Here is a 24441-nt window from a genome sequence, read left to right as displayed (position 1 = left end):
CAGGGATAGTAAGGATATAAAAGAATATAAAACAGATAATTATGAATAATTATACTATTAATGAGGGATTTATGAAATAGAAAAAAGGAAAAAAGAAAGGTTGCTTTCTTTTTTCCTTTTAATTACAGGGGTTATTTATTGTCTGCTAAAGCAGCAAATGCTCTGCCAACAGCTTCAATTGTATATTCAATATCTTCTTTTGTATGTTCTGTCGTTAAGAACCATGCTTCATATTTAGAAGGTGCTAAATTAATACCTTCTTGAAGCATCAGCTTGAAGAATCTACCGAACATTTCACCATCTGTATTTTTGGCTGCATCGTAATCTTCAATTGTATTTGTCGTGAAGTATACAGTTAATGCACCCTTTAGACGGTTTACTGTAATATCGATGTTATGTTTTGTAGCTTGTTCTAAAATTCCTTTTTCAAGCATTGCGCCAAGTGCATCTAATTTCTCGTATACGCCTTCTTGTTGAAGTACTTCTAGGCAGGCAATACCTGATGCCATAGAAGCAGGGTTCCCGGCCATTGTACCAGCTTGGTATGCAGGGCCGAGCGGTGCAACTTGTTCCATAATTTCTTTCTTACCACCGTAAGCACCAATTGGAAGGCCACCGCCGATAACTTTACCAAGTGCTGTTAGATCTGGGGTTACGCCAAGTAAGTCTTGAGCGCCGCCATACATAAAGCGGAAAGCAGTAATAACTTCATCATAAATTACTAGTGCACCAGCTTCGTGAACAAGTTCATTAACTTTTTCAAGGAAGCCAGGTTTTGGCTCAACAATACCGAAGTTTCCAACGATTGGCTCTACAAGGATAGCTGCTACTTCATGTCCCCATTTATCTAACGCTTCTTTTAAAGTTTCTACATTATTAAATGGAACAGTAATAACTTCTTGGGCGATACTTTTTGGCACGCCAGCTGAATCAGGAATTCCAAGGGTAGAAGGACCAGAGCCAGCTGCTACAAGTACTAAATCGGAATGACCGTGGTAACAACCAGCGAATTTCATAATTTTTGTGCGACCAGTGTAAGCACGAGCAACACGAATGGTTGTCATAACGGATTCTGTACCAGAGTTTACGAAGCGGACTTTATCTAAAGCGGGCATTGCTTCTTTTAACATTTTTGCGAATTTTACTTCTAATGCTGTTGGAGTACCGTATAGTACGCCGTTTTCAGCCGCTGTTTTAATTGCTTCTGTTACGTGTGGGTGAGCATGTCCAGTAATAATTGGGCCATACGCTGCTAAATAGTCGATATATTTATTTCCATCTACATCCCAGAAATAAGCACCTTTCCCGCGTTCCATTGCAATAGGGGAACCGCCTCCAACTGCTTTAAAAGAGCGAGAAGGACTATTAACACCACCAACGATATGTTCTAACGCTTCTTTATGTAATGCTTCTGATTTCGTGAAATTCACTACAATTCATCTCCTTACAAAAATCTATGTATTATTCTAACATGTTTTTCGAAAAGACGTATTGTTTGTGATAGAAGGAGCAGTTGGGTAAACTATTCGTTGTGACATTTAGGAAGGGGGTCCGATTATGAAATCGGTAATTGAGGTACAAGGGTTACGTAAAGAGTTTACAGCTTATTCAAGTCGTCCGGGCTTAAAGGGTGCATTTCGCGATTTATTAAATCGTAATTATAAAATAGTACCAGCAGTAAATGATGTTTCTTTTACTATAAAGCAAGGTGAAATGGTTGGTTATATTGGTGAGAATGGTGCTGGTAAATCAACGACGATTAAAATGCTTACAGGGATTTTGACTCCGACATCAGGACAAATTACAGTGAACGGAATGAATCCACACAAACAGAGAGAAGAATTTGTAAGAACAATCGGTGTTGTGTTTGGGCAGCGTTCGCAGCTTTGGTGGGATATTGCTGTACAAGAATCATTTCGTCTATTGAAGAAAGTGTACGGTGTATCAGACGCTCAGTATAAGGAACATATGGAACATGTTATTGAAACGTTAGATATCGGTCCTTTATTAGATAAACCGGTACGAAAATTATCTCTTGGTCAAAGAATGCGTTGTGAATTAGCAGCGGCGTTAATTCATAATCCGCCGTTATTATTTTTAGATGAGCCAACAATTGGACTAGATGTTCTTGTGAAATTGAAAATACGAGAATTCTTAAAAGAGATGAATGAACGTTATAAAACAACAATTTTATTAACGACACATGATATTACTGATATTGAAGCTTTATGTGAACGCGTCATCATGCTTGATGAAGGAAATATTATGTATGACGGATCTTTAGATAATCTTCGTACGCAGTGGGGAGTAGAGAAGGAAATACATTTTCAGTTTGTTGCCCCAGTTTCATACCAGGAGTTATCAATGGTTATGCCAGATAGTCATGTTGTTTGGTTAAAAGCGAAAGAAGAAAACGCATGGGTTGCAAAAATACCGAATGAAGAAGTTATCATTTCTATGTTGATTTCTAAAGTAGTACAAGCCTTTCAAATTAAAGATTTGAAAATTAACGAAGTGTCTACAGAGGAAATTATTCGTAACATTTATGAAGAAGGTATTATGCATGGGTAAGTATATTGAAATGATTCGGATTCGTTTTTTAATGATGCTTGCTTATCGTACAAATTATTACAGTGGGATTTTAATTTATACGATTAACATTGGTGCGTATTATTTTTTATGGCAAGCAATTTATAGCGGGAAAGAGAATATTGAAAGTTTATCTATTTCGCAAATGACTACGTATATTGCGATCGCATGGATGGCACGCGCTTTTTATTTCAATAATATAGATAGAGAAATTGCGATGGAAATTCAAGAAGGACGTGTGGCGGTAGAGCTAATTCGTCCATATAACTATTTAGGTATGAAAGTTATGCAAGGGCTTGGAGAAGGGATATTTCGTTTTGCTTTCTTTTCAATTCCGGGTATGGTTATTGTTACGTTATTATTTTCATTACAAATTACAACGAATTTTCAAACGTGGTTATATTTCTTCTTATCTTTAATATTTAGTTTTATCATTAATACACAAATAAATTTAATGACAGGAATGCTTACATTCTTCTTATTTAATAATAGTGGAATTATGTATGCGAAACGTGTTGTTATCGATTTATTTTCTGGTTTATTATTACCGATTAGTTTTTATCCGTTATGGGCCCAAAAAGCAATGGTGTTTTTACCGTTTCAAGCAATTAGTTATATTCCGAGTATGATTTTCTCTGAAGGTATACAAGGAAGTAAGTTATATGAAGCTTTATTATTTCAAATGATTTGGGCAATTATACTTATTATTCCAATTGTACTGATGTGGAAAACGGCGAGAAAACGTCTAATCGTACAAGGGGGATGACGAGATGATATATATAAAATTATTTTTGCAATATGCAAGTCAATATATAAAAACAAAATTGGAGTATCGTGGCGATTTTATCGTCGGATTACTTTCAGATTTATCACTACAAGCTGTTAATTTAATCTTCATTCTCGTAGTGTTTGGGCATACCCAAGCACTAAAAGGGTGGAGCCGAGAAGAAATAATCTTTATTTATGGTTTCTTTTTAGTACCGTTTGCCATTTTTTCAGCTTTCTTTAATATATGGGACTTTAATGATCGTTACATTATTAAAGGAGAAATGGACCGTATATTAACGAGACCGATTCATAGTTTATTTCAAATTATATTAGAAAGAATGGAACTTGAATCTTTAATTGGAGCTATTACGGGGATTATTGTGATGGGTTATGCAGCAATGGAGCTGCAATTATCTTTTTACTGGTATGATTTCTTCTTATTCCTACTCATGGTAGGGGGAGGGGCACTTGTGTACGGCGGGATATTTGTTACGCTTGCAAGTCTTGGCTTTTGGTCGGATTCGAAAAGTTCCATTATGCCGCTTATGTATAACATAGGGAATTATGGACGCTACCCTGTTGATATTTATAACCGTGTTATTGGCTTTGTTTTAACGTTTGTTTTACCGTTTGCATTTGTTGGGGTATATCCAGCAGCATACTTTTTAAGAAAAACAGAGTGGAATAGCTATGCTTTCGCAACGCCAATTGTTGGTGTTATCTGTTTTACTATTGCAATCACCCTCTGGAATCAAGGGGTTAAACGATATCGTGGTGCAGGGAATTAATTATAGAAGCTTGTTCGTTTCTAAGGGATAAATCAGCTATAGTCCTCATACATATAAAATGAGGTGGAGGACATGTTATGGGGATTTATTCTATTAATTGCAGCAATCGCTATTTTGAGAAGTGTCCAATTATTATGGAGTTCATATTCAAATTCCAATCGTTTCTTTTCGCTGTATAATTTAGCTACGTTGTTTTTAATTTATACAACGGTACTGATTGCGTTTGGATTAAGTTATGTTGTGCTAGAGGAAATGGGTTTTGCAGTTTTGAAAGAAGATGGGGATCGGTTAAGTGCTCATTCCTTTCAGCTTGTTGAAATATGTTTATATTTTAGCGCGGTTACTTTATTGTCCGTTGGATATGGTGATATAGCTCCGATTGGAATCGGAAGATGGATTGCAATTGGAGAAGCGCTAATTGGATATACATTACCGTTTGCATTTGTGGTAAGGACTGTAATGGACAATGAAAAATAAGGTAGCATTTGTTATAGTAATAGAAAAGAAAAGGAGTGATAACAATGATCACAGTAGGAGAAATAGCACCGGAATTCACATTAGAGGGAAGTACCGGAGAACAAATTCGCTTAGCTGACTTCCGAGGTAAAAATGTAGTTTTATATTTTTACCCGAAAGATATGACTCCAGGGTGTACAACTGAAGCATGTGATTTTCGTGATGCATATGGATTATTCCAAGAGAAGGACACGGTCATCCTTGGTGTCAGTCCTGATTCGGTGAACAGACATATGAAATTCATCGAGAAGCATGAGCTTCCATTTGTACTTTTAGTAGATGAAGATCATAAAGTAGCAGAATTGTACGATGTTTGGAAGTTGAAAAAGAACTTTGGAAAAGAGTACATGGGAATCGAGCGTTCTACATTCCTTATCAATAAAGATGGTGAACTTGTAAAAGAATGGCGTAAAGTGAAAGTGAAAGGACATATTGAGGATGTTCTTTCTTATATAAAGTGAAACTTTAATCAGTGGGGGGTGTCTATCCACACTGATTATTAGCCAGCAAATAGCGGGATAAAATAATCTATATTAATGTGGAGAAAAAATATATATATAAGGCATGCGTCTATACATATTTTCTTGCGATACATAAAGTGAAAGTGTAGGGCATACCTCCTCAGATGATAGTATTCCAAGTGCGATTATGTCGCACTTTTTTCTATGTAAATATATAGGAAATGGGGGAAGTTATATAAGAATAAGGCTATATACAAAAATAAACCACATACTTATAGTAGAAATATTGACGATTTATAAGAAAAAGAGTACACTCTTTATAAGAATTATAAAATAATAATCCGTATAGAATCGGGGTGCATGACGGTGGTCAAAGAAGAATTAAAAGAAGCGCTAGAAATGCTGAAAAATACGGGTGTACGCATTACTCCACAGCGTCATGCTATTTTAGAGTACCTTGTGGAATCTATGACGCACCCAACAGCGGATGACATTTATAAAGCATTAGAAGGTAAGTTTCCAAATATGAGTGTTGCAACTGTTTATAATAACTTACGTGTGTTTAAAGAAGTTGGACTTGTAAAGGAATTAACTTATGGGGATGCTTCAAGTAGATTTGATTATGTTACAAGTCAACATTATCATGTGATTTGCGAAAAATGTGGTAAGATTGTTGATTTTCCTTATGGAGGTTTGGAACAGCTTGAAGAGGAAGCTGCGAAAACGACAGGCTTCGTTATTAATAGTCATCGCTTAGAAATTTATGGAGTTTGTCCAGAGTGTCATAAGGCGTAATATATAATAAAGAAAGAGGGTGACGATTTCGTCACCCTCTTTCTTTATTATATATTACTATTTAGGATTTATAGCTCTTCTTATTATATTTCTCATCAAATTCTTTTCCTTCTAGATTTCGATCAAGTGTTAAAGGTTGATTGCAATGCATACATGCGTCGACACGACCGAGCATTTTTGTTGGTTTATCGCAGCTTGGACAAATAATTTGTATCGTTTTTGTAGATAACATACCAATCCAAAAGTAAACAACAGTGCTAGCGATGACAGCTAAAAAACCAACCATCATAAAGGTTGTCATAATAATGATGTTTTCGCGAAAAAAGACACCTAAGTATGCAATGAAGAGGCCGATAAATACTAAACTCAATGCAAAGGTTCGGATTTTATTAATTTTGTTCGAATATTTAATACCCATTCCCACCACACTCCTATAGGAATAATATAACACACAATTTAGAATATTTTATGAAAACGAAGACGATGATTAAATTTATCACTTATTAAAGAACAGTAGTGCTTTCTTTTAAGATGCAATACAGAAAGAGATTAGGTGGAAGAAGCATGTCTATAAAAGAGGAGTAGTAATTTTTTTCTATAGTTAATTTAGCTTTTTAACGGGATGTGAAATTTTTTTGTGAAAAGTATTGACCCTACATATACTGCATGATATATTAATAAACGTCGCTGATGCGGAAACGCAGTAAACGACAAAAAAGAAATTTGAAAAACTTAGTTGACATCGAAAAACGAAGATGTTAACATAAGGAAGTCGCAATTGAGCGACGAAGTAGTTCTTTGAAAACTGAACGAAACAAACAACGTGAACGTCAATTTTTATTTTTAGATGCTAGACAAACTAACTTTATTGGAGAGTTTGATCCTGGCTCAGGATGAACGCTGGCGGCGTGCCTAATACATGCAAGTCGAGCGAATGGATTAAGAGCTTGCTCTTATGAAGTTAGCGGCGGACGGGTGAGTAACACGTGGGTAACCTACCCATAAGACTGGGATAACTCCGGGAAACCGGGGCTAATACCGGATAATATTTTGAACTGCATAGTTCGAAATTGAAAGGCGGCTTCGGCTGTCACTTATGGATGGACCCGCGTCGCATTAGCTAGTTGGTGAGGTAACGGCTCACCAAGGCAACGATGCGTAGCCGACCTGAGAGGGTGATCGGCCACACTGGGACTGAGACACGGCCCAGACTCCTACGGGAGGCAGCAGTAGGGAATCTTCCGCAATGGACGAAAGTCTGACGGAGCAACGCCGCGTGAGTGATGAAGGCTTTCGGGTCGTAAAACTCTGTTGTTAGGGAAGAACAAGTGCTAGTTGAATAAGCTGGCACCTTGACGGTACCTAACCAGAAAGCCACGGCTAACTACGTGCCAGCAGCCGCGGTAATACGTAGGTGGCAAGCGTTATCCGGAATTATTGGGCGTAAAGCGCGCGCAGGTGGTTTCTTAAGTCTGATGTGAAAGCCCACGGCTCAACCGTGGAGGGTCATTGGAAACTGGGAGACTTGAGTGCAGAAGAGGAAAGTGGAATTCCATGTGTAGCGGTGAAATGCGTAGAGATATGGAGGAACACCAGTGGCGAAGGCGACTTTCTGGTCTGTAACTGACACTGAGGCGCGAAAGCGTGGGGAGCAAACAGGATTAGATACCCTGGTAGTCCACGCCGTAAACGATGAGTGCTAAGTGTTAGAGGGTTTCCGCCCTTTAGTGCTGAAGTTAACGCATTAAGCACTCCGCCTGGGGAGTACGGCCGCAAGGCTGAAACTCAAAGGAATTGACGGGGGCCCGCACAAGCGGTGGAGCATGTGGTTTAATTCGAAGCAACGCGAAGAACCTTACCAGGTCTTGACATCCTCTGAAAACTCTAGAGATAGAGCTTCTCCTTCGGGAGCAGAGTGACAGGTGGTGCATGGTTGTCGTCAGCTCGTGTCGTGAGATGTTGGGTTAAGTCCCGCAACGAGCGCAACCCTTGATCTTAGTTGCCATCATTAAGTTGGGCACTCTAAGGTGACTGCCGGTGACAAACCGGAGGAAGGTGGGGATGACGTCAAATCATCATGCCCCTTATGACCTGGGCTACACACGTGCTACAATGGACGGTACAAAGAGCTGCAAGACCGCGAGGTGGAGCTAATCTCATAAAACCGTTCTCAGTTCGGATTGTAGGCTGCAACTCGCCTACATGAAGCTGGAATCGCTAGTAATCGCGGATCAGCATGCCGCGGTGAATACGTTCCCGGGCCTTGTACACACCGCCCGTCACACCACGAGAGTTTGTAACACCCGAAGTCGGTGGGGTAACCTTTATGGAGCCAGCCGCCTAAGGTGGGACAGATGATTGGGGTGAAGTCGTAACAAGGTAGCCGTATCGGAAGGTGCGGCTGGATCACCTCCTTTCTATGGAGAATTGATGAACGCAGTTCATCAATAAACGTTGACTTGTTTTGTTTCGTTCAGTTTTGAGAGAACTATCTCTCAAGTTTAAATGTATGTTCTTTGAAAACTAGATAACAGTGTAGCTCATATTTTTTTAATTTTAGTTTGGTTAAGTTAGAAAGGGCGCACGGTGGATGCCTTGACACTAGGAGTCGATGAAGGACGGGACTAACGCCGATATGCTTCGGGGAGCTGTAAGTAAGCTTTGATCCGAAGATTTCCGAATGGGGAAACCCACTATACGTAATGGTATGGTATCCTTACCTGAATACATAGGGTATGGAAGACAGACCCAGGGAACTGAAACATCTAAGTACCTGGAGGAAGAGAAAGCAAATGCGATTTCCTGAGTAGCGGCGAGCGAAACGGAATCTAGCCCAAACCAAGAGGCTTGCCTCTTGGGGTTGTAGGACATTCTATACGGAGTTACAAAGGAACGAGGTAGACGAAGCGACCTGGAAAGGTCCGTCACAGAGGGTAACAACCCCGTAGTCGAAACTTCGTTCTCTCTTGAATGTATCCTGAGTACGGCGGAACACGTGAAATTCCGTCGGAATCTGGGAGGACCATCTCCCAAGGCTAAATACTCCCTAGTGATCGATAGTGAACCAGTACCGTGAGGGAAAGGTGAAAAGCACCCCGGAAGGGGAGTGAAAGAGATCCTGAAACCGTGTGCCTACAAATAGTCAGAGCCCGTTAATGGGTGATGGCGTGCCTTTTGTAGAATGAACCGGCGAGTTACGATCCCGTGCGAGGTTAAGCTGAAGAGGCGGAGCCGCAGCGAAAGCGAGTCTGAATAGGGCGTTTAGTACGTGGTCGTAGACCCGAAACCAGGTGATCTACCCATGTCCAGGGTGAAGTTCAGGTAACACTGAATGGAGGCCCGAACCCACGCACGTTGAAAAGTGCGGGGATGAGGTGTGGGTAGCGGAGAAATTCCAATCGAACCTGGAGATAGCTGGTTCTCCCCGAAATAGCTTTAGGGCTAGCCTTAAGTGTAAGAGTCTTGGAGGTAGAGCACTGATTGAACTAGGGGTCCTCATCGGATTACCGAATTCAGTCAAACTCCGAATGCCAATGACTTATCCTTAGGAGTCAGACTGCGAGTGATAAGATCCGTAGTCAAGAGGGAAACAGCCCAGATCGCCAGCTAAGGTCCCAAAGTGTGTATTAAGTGGAAAAGGATGTGGAGTTGCTTAGACAACTAGGATGTTGGCTCAGAAGCAGCCACCATTTAAAGAGTGCGTAATAGCTCACTAGTCGAGTGACTCTGCGCCGAAAATGTACCGGGGCTAAATACACCACCGAAGCTGCGAATTGATACCAATGGTATCAGTGGTAGGGGAGCGTTCTAAGTGCAGTGAAGTCAGACCGGAAGGACTGGTGGAGCGCTTAGAAGTGAGAATGCCGGTATGAGTAGCGAAAGACGGGTGAGAATCCCGTCCACCGAATGCCTAAGGTTTCCTGAGGAAGGCTCGTCCGCTCAGGGTTAGTCAGGACCTAAGCCGAGGCCGACAGGCGTAGGCGATGGACAACAGGTTGATATTCCTGTACCACCTCTTTATCGTTTGAGCAATGGAGGGACGCAGAAGGATAGAAGAAGCGTGCGATTGGTTGTGCACGTCCAAGCAGTTAGGCTGATAAGTAGGCAAATCCGCTTATCGTGAAGGCTGAGCTGTGATGGGGAAGCTCCTTATGGAGCGAAGTCTTTGATTCCCCGCTGCCAAGAAAAGCTTCTAGCGAGATAAAAGGTGCCTGTACCGCAAACCGACACAGGTAGGCGAGGAGAGAATCCTAAGGTGTGCGAGAGAACTCTGGTTAAGGAACTCGGCAAAATGACCCCGTAACTTCGGGAGAAGGGGTGCTTTCTTAACGGAAAGCCGCAGTGAATAGGCCCAAGCGACTGTTTAGCAAAAACACAGGTCTCTGCGAAGCCGTAAGGCGAAGTATAGGGGCTGACACCTGCCCGGTGCTGGAAGGTTAAGGAGAGGGGTTAGCGTAAGCGAAGCTCTGAACTGAAGCCCCAGTAAACGGCGGCCGTAACTATAACGGTCCTAAGGTAGCGAAATTCCTTGTCGGGTAAGTTCCGACCCGCACGAAAGGTGTAACGATTTGGGCACTGTCTCAACCAGAGACTCGGTGAAATTATAGTACCTGTGAAGATGCAGGTTACCCGCGACAGGACGGAAAGACCCCGTGGAGCTTTACTGTAGCCTGATATTGAATTTTGGTACAGTTTGTACAGGATAGGCGGGAGCCATTGAAACCGGAGCGCTAGCTTCGGTGGAGGCGCTGGTGGGATACCGCCCTGACTGTATTGAAATTCTAACCTACGGGTCTTATCGACCCGGGAGACAGTGTCAGGTGGGCAGTTTGACTGGGGCGGTCGCCTCCTAAAGTGTAACGGAGGCGCCCAAAGGTTCCCTCAGAATGGTTGGAAATCATTCGTAGAGTGCAAAGGCATAAGGGAGCTTGACTGCGAGACCTACAAGTCGAGCAGGGACGAAAGTCGGGCTTAGTGATCCGGTGGTTCCGCATGGAAGGGCCATCGCTCAACGGATAAAAGCTACCCCGGGGATAACAGGCTTATCTCCCCCAAGAGTCCACATCGACGGGGAGGTTTGGCACCTCGATGTCGGCTCATCGCATCCTGGGGCTGTAGTCGGTCCCAAGGGTTGGGCTGTTCGCCCATTAAAGCGGTACGCGAGCTGGGTTCAGAACGTCGTGAGACAGTTCGGTCCCTATCCGTCGTGGGCGCAGGAAATTTGAGAGGAGCTGTCCTTAGTACGAGAGGACCGGGATGGACGCACCGCTGGTGTACCAGTTGTTCTGCCAAGGGCATAGCTGGGTAGCTATGTGCGGAAGGGATAAGTGCTGAAAGCATCTAAGCATGAAGCCCCCCTCAAGATGAGATTTCCCATAGCGTAAGCTAGTAAGATCCCTGAAAGATGATCAGGTTGATAGGTTCGAGGTGGAAGCATGGTGACATGTGGAGCTGACGAATACTAATAGATCGAGGACTTAACCATATAATATGAAGCTAATGTTATCTAGTTTTGAGAGAATATAAAAAACTTATTGACTTTCTAAGTGAATCAAGTATAATAATGTTTGTCTCAAGCGAATATAGTCTGGTAATGATGGCAGAGAGGTCACACCCGTTCCCATACCGAACACGGAAGTTAAGCTCTCTAGCGCCGATGGTAGTTGGGACATTGTCCCTGTGAGAGTAGGACGTTGCCAGGCAATATTATTCCGCAGTAGCTCAGCGGTAGAGCTATCGGCTGTTAACCGATCGGTCGTAGGTTCGATTCCTACCTGCGGAGCCATTGGAGAGCTGTCCGAGTTGGCCGAAGGAGCACGATTGGAAATCGTGTATACGTCACAAGCGTATCAAGGGTTCGAATCCCTTGCTCTCCGCCATAAGCATTTTATAATATTTGGCCCGTTGGTCAAGTGGTTAAGACACCGCCCTTTCACGGCGGTAACACGGGTTCGAATCCCGTACGGGTCACCACTTTTGGAGGATTAGCTCAGCTGGGAGAGCACCTGCCTTACAAGCAGGGGGTCGGCGGTTCGATCCCGTCATCCTCCACCATATAAATTATATGAATAATATTGTCGCGGGGTGGAGCAGTACGGTAGCTCGTCGGGCTCATAACCCGAAGGTCGCAGGTTCAAATCCTGTCCCCGCAACCAAATATTTTCGTAATTTGGTTGCTAACACTTATCATATAATTATATAAATAATATTATCGCGGGGTGGAGCAGTACGGTAGCTCGTCGGGCTCATAATCCGAAGGTCGCAGGTTCAAATCCTGTCCCCGCAACCAAATGGTCCCGTGGTGTAGTGGTTAACATGCCTGCCTGTCACGCAGGAGATCGCCGGTTCGACCCCGGTCGGGACCGCCATTTTAATAAGGCTCGGTAGCTCAGTCGGTAGAGCAGAGGACTGAAAATCCTCGTGTCGGCGGTTCGATTCCGTCCCGAGCCACCATTTTAATCAAATATGCCGGCTTAGCTCAATTGGTAGAGCAACTGACTTGTAATCAGTAGGTTGGGGGTTCAAGTCCTCTAGCCGGCACCATGTAAGTTTCGGAGGGGTAGCGAAGTGGCTAAACGCGGCGGACTGTAAATCCGCTCCTTCGGGTTCGGCAGTTCGAATCTGCCCCCCTCCACCATTTTACATAGGGGCATAGTTTAAAGGTAGAACTGAGGTCTCCAAAACCTCCAGTGTGGGTTCAATTCCTACTGCCCCTGCCAAATATATAAACACAACATGGCGGTTGTGGCGAAGTGGTTAACGCACCGGATTGTGGCTCCGGCATTCGTGGGTTCAATTCCCATCAGTCGCCCCATTTTTATTTTTTAAAATTACAAATAAATTAATGGATACTTACATATAATTAAGTGAAACTTCGGTGGGCTATAGCCAAGCGGTAAGGCAACGGACTTTGACTCCGTCATGCGCTGGTTCGAATCCAGCTAGCCCAGCCATTTTTGCGGAAGTAGTTCAGTGGTAGAATACAACCTTGCCAAGGTTGGGGTCGCGGGTTCGAATCCCGTCTTCCGCTCCATTTTAACTTCATATGGCGGCATAGCCAAGTGGTAAGGCAGAGGTCTGCAAAACCTTTACCACCGGTTCAAATCCGGTTGCCGCCTTTATTTTATGCCGATGTGGCGGAATTGGCAGACGCGCACGACTCAAAATCGTGTTCCTTCGGGAGTGTCGGTTCGACCCCGACCATCGGTATCGGTGAATTAAAAAAGACCCTAACAGAAATGTTAGGGTCTTTTTTGTTAAATTATGCTATGTGATTCTAAAATTCGTAATAAACTTAGGAATTCATGTATAATATAACTTGTCGAAAGAACAAAATGATAGTGATTTATATTATGTCTGTAATATGAATCAAAAATGAACTTTTTATATTTCTTTTAAAAATGTGTTGAATACACATTATATTTCATATTAATATTTTTATGTAGATTTAAAACGGGAAAGAGAGTGGAAAGTATGGGTCGTAAATGGAACAATATTAAAGAAAAAAAAGCATCAAAAGATGCAAATACAAGCCGTATATACGCGAAATTTGGACGTGAAATTTATGTGGCAGCAAAACAAGGCGAGCCAGATCCAGAATCAAACCAAACGTTAAGAGTTGTATTAGAACGTGCGAAAACATACAACGTGCCAAGAACAATTATTGACCGTGCGATTGAAAAGGCAAAAGGCGGTTCAGAAGAAAACTATGACGAGCTTCGTTATGAAGGCTTTGGACCAAACGGATCTATGGTAATTGTAGATACACTGACAAATAACGTAAACCGTACTGCAGCAGATGTACGAGCTGCATTTAGCAAAAACAGTGGTAACATGGGTGTAAACGGTTCTGTGGCTTACATGTTTGATGCGACAGCTGTTATCGGTCTTGAAGGTAAAACATCAGATGAAGTTCTTGAAATTTTAATGGAAGCAGATGTAGATGCACGTGACATTCTAGAAGAAGAAGATTCTGTTATTGTTTATGCTGAACCTGATCAGTTCCATTCAGTACAATCTGCACTTAAAGGTGCTGGTGTTGAAGAATTTACAGTTGCAGAATTAACAATGCTTGCACAAAGTGATGTAGAACTTCCTGAAGATGTTCAAGTACAATTTGAAAAAATGGTTGATGCATTAGAAGATTTAGAAGATGTACAGCAAGTTTACCACAACGTAGACTTAGGGGAATAATATAAGACAGAAGACCCTTTCCTTTAACGGACAGGGTCTTTTTTATGGGGTTAATTAAGGTGGTAAAGTATTAAAGGTATTTTGTAGCTGCTAGGGAATATGGTTATAGGTTTGTATTTTAAATAATCGTATTTCTAGGAGGTATTTCTGTGGAGCATAAAACACCAAAGCATATTGTTGCCGTAGCAGGTTACTTAACAAATGAAAAGAATGAGGTGCTTTTAACGAAAGTGCACTGGCGAGCTGATACGTGGGAAATGCCTGGAGGACAGGTAGAAGAAGGGGAAGCGCTCGATCAAGCTGTTTGCAGAGAAATAATGGAGGAAACAGGATTAACTGTGAAGCCTATTGGAGTTACAGGGATTTATTATAATGTTTCTATGCATATTGTAGCTGTTGTTTTTAAAGTAGCATATGTTAGTGGTGAAATAAAAATTCAACCTGAAGAAATACAAGAGGCTAAATTTGTTGCTTTAAACGAAGAGAACATTGATGAGTATATAACGCGTCCTCATATGAAATCAAGGACACTTGATGCGATGAAAGCAATGCATTTCATTCCATACGAAACATGGGAAGTTCATCCATATAATCTTATAGGAAGATTGTAAAGTTTTGGTTAGTTATTTGAGGACAACTCAAATTGCTAACCTTTTCTTTATGTATACTGTTTCAGAAAAAGGTCACAATAATAAAGTGTAGGCTAATAATTAGTGGAGGAAGCAAGGATACTGCCTAATTTTCTAGCTTTAGCCAAGTGTTGAGGGAGAAGTCTTACTGCCCACAAATAGCGAGATAATTCGAAAGCTACTATTGATTTATGGAACGTTTGTTCTGTATAATAGTGACATATCATATATAATTAGATTGCTAGATGTTTAAAAGTATAAATGTATAAACTGATATAATAAAAGAATAAAGTGAAATTAAAGAGAATCCTACTTCCTATAAATAGTATGATAAACAAATGTATATTCAATATTTCATATGAATAGTAGATAAAAAAGGACTGTGATACAATACATTTTTACACCTTACAATGTTGTAAGGTAGGTGTAAGAGAAATCGATGGGATATTCTTTTACAACAAGGTATTCTTAAATTAAGAGTTATATATGCTGTGTGGAAAAGAGGTGTTCGAGATGAAAGAACGAGTATTATCTAGAGTGAATTATCATCAAAAAGTTGCATTAAATCCATTAACTAAATTTCTTTATAAAGCCATTATATTATTATTATTGTTAAGTTTTGCATTATTATTCGTTGGAAATGTAATGATTGAGCGAAGTGATATTAGTAAATTACATGTACCCGCTAAGTTAGAGGTGCCAGAATCATTAACACACGCATTTATTGCGACGGAAGACAAAAGGTTTTATCATCATAATGGTTTAGACTATATAGCAATTATTCGAGCTTCTATTGAAAATATAAAAGCTGGTGGTGTTGTGCAAGGAGGAAGCACGGTTACACAGCAGCTATCTAAAAATGCTTTTTTATCTAATGAACGTACATTTTCTCGTAAGTGGAAAGAAATTTTTTATACGAAAAAAATTGAACGTACATTCACAAAGGATGAGATTTTAAAATTATATGTGAGTAATATTTACTACGGAGAAGGAGCATGGGGAATTGAAAAAGCAGCAAACCTTTACTTCGGTAAAAAGGTGGATCAATTAACGTTGGCAGAGAGTGCAATGATGGCTGCTGTAGTAAAAGCACCAGCTTATTACTCACCTGCACAAAATTATGATAAAGCAGTTGAAAGACGAAATGTAGTTTTAAGACTAATGGAGAAAGAAGGATATATAAATCATGATGAGTATGTGCAGGCAGTTAGTGAGAAATTAGTAATTCGTCATGATATAAAAACAGAGCAGTCCATGTTAAAAAATGCACGTGAAAAAGCAGTAAGTTAAAAGAAGTTCCTATATAGGGGCTTCTTTTTTTGAATAATTTGTGACAAAAGACGACACAATATTGTCACAAATGTTGTATTTTTGTAATTTATGTGAGCGTGTTCATTGCGTGATCTATGTAAGTATTGATATTATGTGTATTGTGTACAATGATGTATACAGAATATGAAATTAAAGAGGAATGTATATGAAATCATCAAACAAACTCATGGTTCTTGGTATAGTTTTTTCTATCGCAGTATTGATTGTAATCGGGACGATTGTGTATAGCATCATAAATGACAAGAAAGATAAAGGGAATGAGATGTTTGCTTATTCTACGCAACAATCTTTAGGGAAAGATGATGCTCCAGTTAAGGTAGTTGAATTTGGAGACTTTAAATGTCCTGCTTGTCGTACTTGGGATGTAACGGTATTACCACGATTAAAAGAAGAGTATATTGATAAAGGTAAAGTGCAGTTATATTTTATTAACTTCCCGTTTATCGGAAAAGACTCTGATTTAGGTGCAGCTGCCGGTGAAGCAATTTATAAACAAGATCAAGATTCATTCTGGATTTTCTATGATGAGATTTATCAAAATCAGAAGAAAGATACGGAAGAATGGATTACAGAAGAATTACTTCTTAATATTGTGAAAGAAAAGCTTCCGAAAATTAATGTAGAACAGTTTAAAAAAGATTTACACAGTAAAGAAATGAAAGACAAAGTACGTAAAGATTCAGATCGTGCTCAAAAATTAAAAGTTCAAGGTGCTCCTTCAGTATATATAAATGGGAATCTTGCAAACCCTGATTTCGATAGTATGAAGAAGGCGATTGATAAAGAATTGAAAAAGTGATGAGGTATCTCATCACTTTTTCGACTTTTTTCGATAAATTTCTTGCTTCGATTTTTTTTACATGCTATACTACTTTACATAAGTTATTTCAATATCTTATATTTATTCATATTTGCGGGTGTAGTTTAGTGGTAAAACAAGAGCCTTCCAAGCTCTGGTCGAGAGTTCGATTCTCTTCACCCGCTCCAAATTTTATTTAATGTTTTTCTAATAAATTGTGATCAACGCAGTGTTTCGTTTCTAAGATAAACGAAGCATTGCGTTTTTTTAATGTTTGAAAATCATAATTGTATGCGAAAATAGAAGTAAAGAATATTATTCCAAAAGTGAATTGCTAACCAATATAGTCGTTACATAAGGGATGGATTCATCGGAGGAGGCGATAAAGAATGGATGTTGAACAATTAAAGCAAGATGTAATTGCGTATAGTAAAACGATTGGTATAGATAAAATAGGTTTTGCCAGTGCTTCACCATTTGAGGAGTTAAAGCAGCGTCTAATCCAGCAACAACAATTGAATTATCAGTCTGGATTCGAAGAACCTGATATAGAGAAGAGAACGAATCCACAGCTATTGTTACCTGGTGCGAAATCAATTATTGCGATTGCTTTAGCGTACCCTTCAAAATTAAAAAATGCACCATTAAGTAAGCGTGGAGAACGTCGCGGGATTTTTTGTCGTGCTTCTTGGGGCCAAGATTATCACCTTGTTTTACGAGATCGTTTGCAAAAGTTAGAGGCGTATTTAATCGAAAAGCTTCCGGATATAGAAGTGAAATCAATGGTTGATACAGGGGAGCTAAGTGATCGAGCTGTTTCAGAGCGTGCCGGTATTGGATGGAGTGGTAAGAACTGCGCTATTATTACACCGGAATTTGGTTCGTATGTATACTTAGGAGAAATGATTACGAATGTTCCATTCCCTCCTGATCGGCCAATAGAAGATCAATGTGGAAGTTGTACGAAATGTATTGATATTTGTCCTACAGGTGCTTTAGTACAAGGCGGGCAGTTGGACTCGAAGAAATGTATTGCATTTTTAACACAGACAAAAGGATTTCTGCCTGAAGAATATCGCGATAAAATAGGAAATCGTATATATGGATGTGATACGTGTCAGACTGTTTGTCCGAAAAATAAAGGAATGGATTTTCATAACCATCCTGAAATGGAGCCTGATCCTGAATTAGTTAAACCATTATTAACACCAATTTTAACAATTAGTAATCGTGATTTTAAGGAAAAATATGGGGTTATGTCTGGTTCATGGAGAGGTAAAAAGCCATTGCAACGAAATGCTATTTTAGCACTTGCACATTTTAAAGAAACAGCAGCAATTCCTGATTTAATCGGTGTTATGAAAGATGATCCAAGACCAGTACTTCGGGGAACAGCAGCATGGGCACTTGGGAAAATTGGTGGAGATGGAGTAGGAGACGCCATTGAAAAAGCGATGGAACGTGAGAAAGATGAAGAGGTTCTTCATGAAATGAATCGTGGACTTGAATTGTTAGCACAGAAAAAAGAGTAGATAATATCTCCCTTTTTCATATTGTAATATGGGAGGGAGACGAAATGGTTGTAAAAGCGAATATTGAAAAGCAAGTGCAACAGTTTTTAGCATATATAACAGAGAAACGAACAGATGTAGATGGTATTGCAGTAGATTTGTTACAAATGGTACAGAGAAAGAAACAATTGTTTCAAAAGCGTAGTGCACATATAGTGAAAGCAACTGCAGATATTTCTTTCATTAGACAATTAAATAGTAATGAGCATCAAGAAATTGATTATCAAATACACTTGAAATATTTAATTAAGCATAAAGAATTATTTTATATCGAAGAGGAACAATTAAAACGACGAGTTTGTTTGAAAAATAGTCGTATAATAGATGATTATGCTCTTGAAGTGTCAGAAGAAATAGGAATAGGTGAAACGTTAGAACGGGAAGTCACGAAAGAAAAATACGGTTCATATCAATATAATCGTTTAGAGGCAGTGAAATATGCAGAGCGTTGGTGGGATGATCGCAATCCTGCATACCGTAATTTTCCTGATAATTGTACAAATTTCATTTCACAATGTCTGCACACTGGAGAAGTGCCAATGAATGGACATCCTAATATTCGTAAAGGGTGGTGGCAAAGGGGAAACCAGTGGAGTTGGAGCTGGGCTGTAGCACACTCTTTTTATTGGTATTTGTCAGGTGCTACAGCTGGTCTTCGAGCAGAAGCAGTAGAAAAGCCAGAAGACCTTATTCTTGGCGATGTAATTGCGTATGATTTTGAGGATGATGGTAGGTGGAATCATACGACAATTGTAGTAGCAAAAGACGCAGATGGTATGCCGCTTGTAAATGCACATTCAGCGAATAGCCGCAGGCGTTATTGGAACTATGAAGACTCTAGTAAATATACACCACAAATGAAATATAAATTCTTTCATATTATTAATGGGTAGAGATTTTTCGTTCAAGTGGTATAATACGTAGTAGACAAAAAATAGAGGTGAATATCGCGTGGGAGTACATGTTGTTTTATATCAACCAGAAATTCCAGCAAATACAGGGAATATTGCACGTACTTGTGCAGCAACTGGAACAGAGTTACATTTGATTAGACCGCTTGGATTTTCAACGGATGACAAAATGTTAAAGCGTGCAGGACTAGATTATTGGCAGCACGTAAAAGTTACGTATTATGATTCAATCGAAGAATTTTATGAGAAAAATAAAGATGGTGAATTCTTCTATTTAACAAAGTATGGCGAGAAAGCTCATACAGCATTTGATTATAGCAAACGTGAGAAGGATTACTATTTCGTATTTGGAAGAGAAACAAATGGATTACCAGCTAATGTAATTGAAGAAAACTTCGATCATTGTTTACGTATTCCAATGACGGATAAAGTACGTTCATTAAATTTATCTAATACAGCAGCAATTTTAATTTATGAAGCGTTCCGTCAACAAAATTATCCAGGATTAGATTTAGAAATCGTTTATTAAAAGTCGCCATTTGGCGACTTTTTTATTTTTTAAAAAATATGTAATCATACATTTTAAAAAAGGTACATATTCATATAGAATGAGATATATGAATAAAAATAGATAAGACGGGTTGAGATAAATATGAAGGAACAATATAATAATCAAAATACCTTTTTAAGTATGATAGATATGGATTTAGTAAGACAGGGACTGTTACATGCTATTCAAGATTTAGTGTTTATTGTGAAAGTTATTGACGATGAAACTTTTAAATATATTTATGTGAATAAAATAGGAATGGATCACGCCAGGCTAGGGAAAGAATGTTATGGAAAAACTTTTGCAGAAGTATTACCAGAAGATACGGCAAGGTTATTGCAAGGACAATATGAAAAAGTAATGAGAGAAGCGAGAGCAAATACATTTTGTGATGTAATTAGTTTGCCAACTGGTGATATACATTATGAATCTTCACTTAATCCAGTATGCGATGTAAATGGAACATGTCAGTTTATTATTTGTATTACTAGAGATATTACAGCACAGGTTAAGAAAAAAGCGGAAATAGAAGAAAAACAAATGTTATTTAAGTCATTACTAGAATATAATAATGATTCCATTGTATCTGTAGATTCTATTGGAAGAATTACATATGCAAATCCAGCAACTTATGAAATTTTTGGGTATCGATATGAAGAGTTAAAGGACCAATTTATTTTTCAGTTTATAAATAAAGAATATGAAAAAACTTTTCAAATTATATTTAAGAATGCTTTACAGGGAAAAGCAAAACAAATTGTTGCAAAGAAATATGTTCATAAAGAAGGATATGAACTTTATATTTCTGTGAGGACTATCCCCATTATTGTGAATAGTGAAATCGTTGGGGTGTACATTGTTACGAGGGATGTTACGAGGCAAGTATTAAATGAGATGAAAACAGAGTATTTGGCTTACTTCGATCAGTTAACGGGGTTAATGAATAGAATATCATGTACAAATAAACTAAATGAATTTTTAGATGATAATAAAGAATTTGCATTGGTTTTTATAGATTTGGATGAATTTCACCTTATTAATGATACATTTGGTCATAAAGAAGGGGATCAAGTATTAAAAAAAGTTACTGAATGCCTACGAGAACTAAAAATAGAAGATATGCATTTATTTAGAGAACATGATGATCAATTTGTTATGTTAATAGAAAATATAACGAAAGAATGCGTAGAGGAAGTGGCACAAACAATATTAAAAAGAATTAGTGAGCATTTTGTAATAGAAGAAGAGGATGTTTATTTGAGTGCATCAATTGGGATTGTAATGGCTCCAAAAGATGGAATGGATGAAAAAATGCTTTTCCAAAGAGTCGACACAGCTTTGGAAAAAGCAAAGGAAAAAGGAAAAGGATATTATCATTTTTATTGTAGTGGATTAGATTGTGAACGTGAACAAAGGTTTATAATAGAGAATCAGTTACATCGTGCTATAGAGAAAAATGAATTTTTCCTATATTATCAACCTCAAATTAATATTGAAACGGGAAAGATAGCCAGTATGGAAGCCTTAATAAGGTGGGAGAATAAGGAGCTAGGATTTGTCTCGCCAAATCAATTTATCCCACTTGCTGAAAGAACAGGATTTATTATTAAACTTGATGAATGGGTAGTACATCAAGTTTGTGAACAGATACGTGAATGGTTAAATAAAGGGTATGAAGTTGTACCAATTGCAGTTAATATTTCAGCTAGACATTTTCGTTCTATTACACTAATAGAGATGATTACACGTGCTTTAAATAAGTACAACGTCCCCCCTCATTTATTAGCAATAGAAGTTACAGAAGGGGCTCTTATACATAAAGATTTATCGAAAAGAGTGTTAATGCAGTTAAAAGAACAAAATTTAAAGATTCATTTAGATGACTTTGGAACGGGATATTCATCTTTAAGTTATTTAAAAACATATCCGATTGATACGTTAAAAATTGATCGTTCTTTTATGGAAGGCATATATAAAGATGAAAGAGATACGAATATTACGGCTGCAATTATTCATTTAGCACATACTCTAGGGTTAAATGTAATTGCAGAAGGAGTAGAAAAAGCGGAACAAATACAATTTTTAAAGGAAAAGAATGTGAAACTCGTACAAGGTTATTTTTATAATCGTCCTTTATCGATATACGATGTGGAAAATATTTATTTTAAATAGTGTATAAAAAACAAGAAAAAAAGTGATGTGCTTTTCAGCACATCACTTTTTATGTGTACCTGGTTTATCGTTATAACCAGATGTGAAAATAGCTGTAAGAAATGTGAGTGATACACCTAAAATTAATAATAACTTCATCCTAATTTCCTCCTTACTTTTTCGGTTTATGAATCCTATTTGTGAATCGAAATGTATGTAAGGTTCCTAGAAGAAAAGAATTTATTTACAATGAATAGCAGCGTGAAAACTTTAATACCTTTATTATACAGAATTTTCTTTGAATTTTGGAGAGAATTTTATAGCGCTATTATATATTTCGTTTTGATTTAAAGAATGTTTAAGGACATCCTAGCATACCTTTTATAATAATCCGATTGAACAAGGAGATGGGGGAGGAGCTATAATGGATATTCTAAAGAAAATTGAACAATATCGGGAAGCAGAAGAACGTTTACAATGGGAAGGTACGTTTGCGGAGTATTTGGAGCTTGTGAAAGAAAGACCATGGGTGGCTCAAACAGCACACTCTCGCATTTACAATATGATAAAAGATGCTGGAATTGAAGAAGTTGATGGTAGAAGAAAATATAACTTCTTTAGTAATCAGCTATTTGGATTAGAGGATGCCTTAGAACGCCTTGTGGAAGAATATTTTCATCCATCTGCAAAACGATTAGATGTTAGAAAACGTATTTTGTTATTAATGGGGCCTGTTAGTGGGGGGAAATCAACATTAGTTACGATGTTGAAACGAGGATTAGAAACATATTCACGAACAGATCGTGGAGCGATTTTTGCATTAAAAGGCTGCCCAATGCATGAAGATCCACTTCATTTAATTCCGCAGCATTTACGGAATGATTTCTTTGATGAGTATGGAGTAAGAATTGAAGGGAATTTATCACCATTAAATGTTATGCGTCTAGAGCAAGAATACGGGTCAAGAATTGAGGATGTAGTTGTAGAGCGTATTTTCTTCTCTGAAGATCGCCGTACAGGAATTGGTACATTTAGTCCTTCTGATCCAAAATCACAAGATATTGCCGATTTAACAGGTAGTCTAGACTTTTCTACAATTGCAGAATACGGTTCGGAATCAGATCCTCGTGCATATCGATTTGATGGAGAATTAAATAAGGCGAACCGTGGAATGATGGAATTCCAAGAGATGCTAAAATGTGATGAGAAATTTTTATGGCATTTATTATCGCTTACACAAGAAGGGAATTTTAAAGCAGGAAGATTTGCGCTTATTTCAGCAGATGAATTAATTGTAGCGCATACAAATGAAACAGAATATCGTTCCTTCATAGCAAATAAGAAAAATGAAGCATTGCATTCACGAATTATTGTAATGCCGGTTCCATATAATTTACGGGTTAGTGAAGAAGAACATATTTATGAAAAAATGATTCGTGAAAGTGATGTGTCAAATGTTCATATTGCACCGCACACACTTCGCGTTGCAGCAATGTTCACTATTTTAACTCGTTTAAAAGATCCGAAGCGTCCGGATATTGATGCAATTAAAAAGATGCGTTTATATGATGGAGAAACGGTAGAAGGGTATAATGCGATTGATGTAGAAGAATTGCAACGCGAATATCAAGATGAAGGTATGAAGGGGATTGATCCTCGTTATGTCATTAACCGAATTTCTTCTACAATTATTCGAAAAGAGGTACCATCTATTAATGCACTAGATGTACTGAGATCGCTAAAAGACGGATTGGATCAGCACCCGTCAATTAGTAGTGAAGACCGAGAGCGCTATATGAATTTTATCTCATTAGCGAGAAAAGAATACGATGAAATTGCTAAGAAAGAAGTACAAAAAGCGTTTGTTTATTCATACGAAGAATCAGCTAAGACACTTATGGATAATTACTTAGATAACGTCGAAGCGTACTGCAATAAATCAAAATTACGGGATCCTTTAACAGGTGAAGAAATGAGCCCAGATGAAAAACTTATGCGTTCGATTGAAGAGCAAATTGGCATTTCAGAAAATGCTAAAAAGGCATTCCGTGAAGAAATTTTAATTCGCATTTCTGCTTATGCACGTAAAGGGAAGCGCTTTGATTATAATTCACACGAACGTCTTCGTGAAGCGATTCAGAAAAAACTATTTGCTGATTTAAAAGATATAGTGAAAATTACAACATCAACGAAAACACCAGACGAAAATCAGCTTAAGAAAATCAATGATGTTGTTGCATGCTTAATTGATGAGCATGGCTATAATTCTTCATCCGCGAATGAATTGTTACGATATGTAGGTAGTTTGTTAAATCGATAGTTTGATAACAAAACGCTGTCTCTTATTCTTGGGACGGCGTTTTGTTATCTATTGATATTTGTAAAAAA

At 38.6% G+C, this 24441-nt stretch carries 17 protein-coding genes, 17 tRNA genes and 3 rRNA genes; 35 read left to right on the top strand and 2 right to left on the bottom strand.

The features are described from left to right. Positions 1 to 131 precede the first annotated feature (131 nt). Entirely contained in the window at positions 132 to 1430 is a 1299-nt protein-coding gene (gene hemL, locus MKX77_RS21555; protein WP_215555156.1) for a glutamate-1-semialdehyde-2,1-aminomutase, read from the bottom strand. Positions 1431 to 1557: 127 nt separating this feature from the next. Between hemL and MKX77_RS21550 the strand changes: the two genes are divergently transcribed. From MKX77_RS21550 to perR, 6 genes are all read left to right on the top strand, one after another. After that, on the top strand, positions 1558 to 2571 hold the full coding sequence (locus tag MKX77_RS21550; protein WP_215555157.1) for an ABC transporter ATP-binding protein: 1014 nt from the start codon (positions 1558 to 1560) through the stop codon (positions 2569 to 2571). Further along, a complete protein-coding gene (locus MKX77_RS21545; RefSeq protein ID WP_002113871.1) occupies positions 2564 to 3355 on the top strand; it encodes an ABC transporter permease in 792 nt (263 codons plus the stop codon). The genes MKX77_RS21550 and MKX77_RS21545 overlap by 8 nt, the downstream gene beginning before the upstream one ends. A gap of 4 nt (positions 3356 to 3359) precedes the next feature. Next, positions 3360 to 4145, top strand: coding sequence for an ABC transporter permease (locus MKX77_RS21540; RefSeq protein ID WP_341307753.1), 786 nt, complete (start codon positions 3360 to 3362; stop codon positions 4143 to 4145). Positions 4146 to 4217: 72 nt separating this feature from the next. Then, complete coding sequence (locus MKX77_RS21535) at positions 4218 to 4622, top strand: potassium channel family protein (RefSeq protein ID WP_002091112.1); 405 nt, start codon at positions 4218 to 4220, stop codon at positions 4620 to 4622. A 44-nt stretch (positions 4623 to 4666) separates the two neighbouring features. Continuing rightward, positions 4667 to 5122, top strand: a complete 456-nt coding sequence (gene bcp / locus MKX77_RS21530; RefSeq protein WP_002010353.1) for a thioredoxin-dependent thiol peroxidase — start codon at positions 4667 to 4669, stop codon at positions 5120 to 5122. A 366-nt stretch (positions 5123 to 5488) separates the two neighbouring features. Beyond that, the gene (perR, locus tag MKX77_RS21525; protein WP_000237831.1) at positions 5489 to 5917 is read left to right on the top strand and encodes a peroxide-responsive transcriptional repressor PerR; all 429 of its coding nucleotides are present in this window, start codon (positions 5489 to 5491) and stop codon (positions 5915 to 5917) included. A gap of 61 nt (positions 5918 to 5978) precedes the next feature. Here the strand turns inward: perR and MKX77_RS21520 are convergent, their stop codons facing one another. Next, positions 5979 to 6335: a YgzB family protein gene (locus MKX77_RS21520; RefSeq protein ID WP_002125074.1), complete on the bottom strand. Its 357-nt coding sequence runs from the start codon at positions 6333 to 6335 to the stop codon at positions 5979 to 5981. A gap of 447 nt (positions 6336 to 6782) precedes the next feature. Between MKX77_RS21520 and MKX77_RS21515 the strand changes: the two genes are divergently transcribed. The 29 genes from MKX77_RS21515 (at position 6783) to MKX77_RS21375 (ending at position 24373) form a co-directional block, all read left to right on the top strand. Next, positions 6783 to 8334, top strand: a 16S ribosomal RNA gene (locus tag MKX77_RS21515). Positions 8335 to 8480: 146 nt separating this feature from the next. Next, positions 8481 to 11402: ribosomal RNA gene (locus MKX77_RS21510) — 23S ribosomal RNA — on the top strand. 101 nt (positions 11403 to 11503) lie between these two features. Next, a 5S ribosomal RNA gene (gene rrf / locus MKX77_RS21505) occupies positions 11504 to 11619 on the top strand. Together the 16S, 23S and 5S rRNA genes with 16 tRNA genes alongside form the textbook arrangement of a ribosomal RNA operon. 8 nt (positions 11620 to 11627) lie before the next feature. Continuing rightward, a tRNA-Asn gene (locus tag MKX77_RS21500) sits at positions 11628 to 11702 on the top strand. A 2-nt stretch (positions 11703 to 11704) separates the two neighbouring features. Continuing rightward, positions 11705 to 11796: transfer RNA gene (locus MKX77_RS21495), tRNA-Ser, on the top strand. A 19-nt stretch (positions 11797 to 11815) separates the two neighbouring features. Then, positions 11816 to 11890, top strand: a tRNA-Glu gene (locus tag MKX77_RS21490). Positions 11891 to 11895: 5 nt separating this feature from the next. Then, positions 11896 to 11971, top strand: a tRNA-Val gene (locus tag MKX77_RS21485). Positions 11972 to 11995: 24 nt separating this feature from the next. Continuing rightward, positions 11996 to 12072 (top strand) — tRNA-Met (locus MKX77_RS21480). Positions 12073 to 12129: 57 nt separating this feature from the next. Then, positions 12130 to 12206, top strand: a tRNA-Met gene (locus MKX77_RS21475). 3 nt (positions 12207 to 12209) lie between these two features. Next, positions 12210 to 12285: transfer RNA gene (locus MKX77_RS21470), tRNA-Asp, on the top strand. 9 nt (positions 12286 to 12294) lie between these two features. Next, a tRNA-Phe gene (locus MKX77_RS21465) sits at positions 12295 to 12370 on the top strand. Positions 12371 to 12384: 14 nt separating this feature from the next. After that, positions 12385 to 12460 (top strand) — tRNA-Thr (locus MKX77_RS21460). A 10-nt stretch (positions 12461 to 12470) separates the two neighbouring features. Then, positions 12471 to 12554: transfer RNA gene (locus tag MKX77_RS21455), tRNA-Tyr, on the top strand. A gap of 8 nt (positions 12555 to 12562) precedes the next feature. Further along, a tRNA-Trp gene (locus tag MKX77_RS21450) sits at positions 12563 to 12636 on the top strand. A gap of 19 nt (positions 12637 to 12655) precedes the next feature. Next, positions 12656 to 12731, top strand: a tRNA-His gene (locus MKX77_RS21445). 64 nt (positions 12732 to 12795) lie between these two features. Continuing rightward, positions 12796 to 12870, top strand: a tRNA-Gln gene (locus MKX77_RS21440). Between the two features lie 5 nt (positions 12871 to 12875). Continuing rightward, a tRNA-Gly gene (locus tag MKX77_RS21435) sits at positions 12876 to 12950 on the top strand. Positions 12951 to 12964: 14 nt separating this feature from the next. Then, a tRNA-Cys gene (locus MKX77_RS21430) sits at positions 12965 to 13035 on the top strand. A gap of 9 nt (positions 13036 to 13044) precedes the next feature. Next, a tRNA-Leu gene (locus MKX77_RS21425) sits at positions 13045 to 13126 on the top strand. Positions 13127 to 13390: 264 nt separating this feature from the next. Continuing rightward, positions 13391 to 14110 carry a YebC/PmpR family DNA-binding transcriptional regulator gene (locus MKX77_RS21420; protein WP_215555159.1) on the top strand — a complete coding sequence of 240 codons (720 nt, stop codon included), beginning with the start codon at positions 13391 to 13393 and terminating at the stop codon, positions 14108 to 14110. A gap of 149 nt (positions 14111 to 14259) precedes the next feature. Further along, complete coding sequence (locus MKX77_RS21415; protein WP_215555160.1) at positions 14260 to 14721, top strand: NUDIX hydrolase; 462 nt, start codon at positions 14260 to 14262, stop codon at positions 14719 to 14721. A gap of 531 nt (positions 14722 to 15252) precedes the next feature. Continuing rightward, the gene (locus MKX77_RS21410) at positions 15253 to 16029 is read left to right on the top strand and encodes a transglycosylase domain-containing protein (protein WP_215555161.1); all 777 of its coding nucleotides are present in this window, start codon (positions 15253 to 15255) and stop codon (positions 16027 to 16029) included. A gap of 187 nt (positions 16030 to 16216) precedes the next feature. Then, positions 16217 to 16870 (top strand): DsbA family protein, encoded by a 654-nt coding sequence (locus MKX77_RS21405; RefSeq protein WP_002204548.1) that lies wholly within the window; start codon positions 16217 to 16219, stop codon positions 16868 to 16870. Between the two features lie 114 nt (positions 16871 to 16984). Then, positions 16985 to 17058 (top strand) — tRNA-Gly (locus MKX77_RS21400). A 201-nt stretch (positions 17059 to 17259) separates the two neighbouring features. Continuing rightward, the gene (queG, locus tag MKX77_RS21395; protein WP_341307752.1) at positions 17260 to 18402 is read left to right on the top strand and encodes a tRNA epoxyqueuosine(34) reductase QueG; all 1143 of its coding nucleotides are present in this window, start codon (positions 17260 to 17262) and stop codon (positions 18400 to 18402) included. A gap of 44 nt (positions 18403 to 18446) precedes the next feature. Next, positions 18447 to 19334, top strand: coding sequence for an amidase domain-containing protein (locus MKX77_RS21390; protein ID WP_002204546.1), 888 nt, complete (start codon positions 18447 to 18449; stop codon positions 19332 to 19334). A 58-nt stretch (positions 19335 to 19392) separates the two neighbouring features. Beyond that, positions 19393 to 19881, top strand: coding sequence for a tRNA (uridine(34)/cytosine(34)/5-carboxymethylaminomethyluridine(34)-2'-O)-methyltransferase TrmL (gene trmL, locus MKX77_RS21385; RefSeq protein ID WP_000538149.1), 489 nt, complete (start codon positions 19393 to 19395; stop codon positions 19879 to 19881). Positions 19882 to 20004: 123 nt separating this feature from the next. Next, positions 20005 to 22074, top strand: coding sequence for a sensor domain-containing protein (locus MKX77_RS21380; protein WP_341307751.1), 2070 nt, complete (start codon positions 20005 to 20007; stop codon positions 22072 to 22074). 403 nt (positions 22075 to 22477) lie between these two features. After that, positions 22478 to 24373 carry a PrkA family serine protein kinase gene (locus MKX77_RS21375; RefSeq protein WP_341307750.1) on the top strand — a complete coding sequence of 632 codons (1896 nt, stop codon included), beginning with the start codon at positions 22478 to 22480 and terminating at the stop codon, positions 24371 to 24373. Positions 24374 to 24441 lie beyond the last annotated feature (68 nt).

Origin of the sequence: Bacillus sp. FSL R9-9410, assembly GCF_038050385.1 — a bacterium.
In the GTDB taxonomy this organism is placed as follows: domain Bacteria; phylum Bacillota; class Bacilli; order Bacillales; family Bacillaceae_G; genus Bacillus_A; species Bacillus_A cereus_U.
Note: the sequence above shows the minus strand (reverse complement) of the source record. Positions and strands in the feature narration are given on the sequence as shown.

Coding starts and splice junctions, on each gene's coding strand:
- MKX77_RS21380 (WP_341307751.1), top strand. CDS start 20,005: ATGAAGGAACAATATAATAATCAAAATACCTTTTTAAGTATGATAGAT.
- MKX77_RS21375 (WP_341307750.1), top strand. CDS start 22,478: ATGGATATTCTAAAGAAAATTGAACAATATCGGGAAGCAGAAGAACGT.
- MKX77_RS21405 (WP_002204548.1), top strand. CDS start 16,217: ATGAAATCATCAAACAAACTCATGGTTCTTGGTATAGTTTTTTCTATC.
- queG (WP_341307752.1), top strand. CDS start 17,260: ATGGATGTTGAACAATTAAAGCAAGATGTAATTGCGTATAGTAAAACG.
- MKX77_RS21520 (WP_002125074.1), bottom strand. CDS start 6,335: ATGGGTATTAAATATTCGAACAAAATTAATAAAATCCGAACCTTTGCA.
- MKX77_RS21550 (WP_215555157.1), top strand. CDS start 1,558: ATGAAATCGGTAATTGAGGTACAAGGGTTACGTAAAGAGTTTACAGCT.
- MKX77_RS21410 (WP_215555161.1), top strand. CDS start 15,253: ATGAAAGAACGAGTATTATCTAGAGTGAATTATCATCAAAAAGTTGCA.
- bcp (WP_002010353.1), top strand. CDS start 4,667: ATGATCACAGTAGGAGAAATAGCACCGGAATTCACATTAGAGGGAAGT.
- MKX77_RS21420 (WP_215555159.1), top strand. CDS start 13,391: ATGGGTCGTAAATGGAACAATATTAAAGAAAAAAAAGCATCAAAAGAT.
- MKX77_RS21390 (WP_002204546.1), top strand. CDS start 18,447: ATGGTTGTAAAAGCGAATATTGAAAAGCAAGTGCAACAGTTTTTAGCA.
- MKX77_RS21535 (WP_002091112.1), top strand. CDS start 4,218: ATGTTATGGGGATTTATTCTATTAATTGCAGCAATCGCTATTTTGAGA.
- MKX77_RS21545 (WP_002113871.1), top strand. CDS start 2,564: ATGGGTAAGTATATTGAAATGATTCGGATTCGTTTTTTAATGATGCTT.
- MKX77_RS21540 (WP_341307753.1), top strand. CDS start 3,360: ATGATATATATAAAATTATTTTTGCAATATGCAAGTCAATATATAAAA.